We start from the raw sequence: 521 nt of genomic DNA on the forward strand, positions 1-521 counted from the left end.
TGGCCGCCAAACAAGGAAGGTTGAGTGATGAACGTCTTTGTTTCCGAATTCAAAGGAGGGCCACGAGATGGGCATCATTAACCCGCATCTCAAATTCCAATCGCAGGCGGTCGCCAAACCCTACTTCGTGTTTGCACTGATCCTGTTCGTCGGTCAGATCCTGTTCGGTCTGATCATGGGGCTGCAGTACGTGGTGGGCGACTTCCTGTTCCCGCTGCTGCCCTTCAACGTGGCACGGATGGTTCACACCAACCTGCTGATCGTCTGGTTGCTGTTCGGCTTCATGGGTGCGGCCTACTACCTCATTCCCGAGGAAGCGGACCGCGAACTGCACAGTCCGAAACTGGCCATCATCCTGTTCTGGGTGTTCGCCGCGGCCGGCGTGCTGACCATTCTCGGTTATCTCTTCGTGCCCTATGCCGGGCTGGCGGAAATGACCAAGAACGAACTGCTGCCGACCATGGGGCGCGAGTTCCTCGAGCAGCCGACGATCACCAAGATCGGCATCGTGGTGGTGGCCC

At 58.2% G+C, this 521-nt stretch carries 1 protein-coding gene; it reads left to right on the forward strand.

Annotated features, from left to right (window positions below; all coding sequences use genetic code 11):
• Nucleotides 1-67: 67 nt before the first annotated feature.
• On the forward strand, nt 68-521 hold a 454-nt coding region (locus CXQ94_RS24125; RefSeq protein WP_181034383.1), incomplete at its 3' end, for a cbb3-type cytochrome c oxidase subunit I.

This window comes from Arthrobacter sp. GMC3 (assembly GCF_002929305.1).
Classification (GTDB): Bacteria; Actinomycetota; Actinomycetes; order Actinomycetales; family Micrococcaceae; genus Specibacter.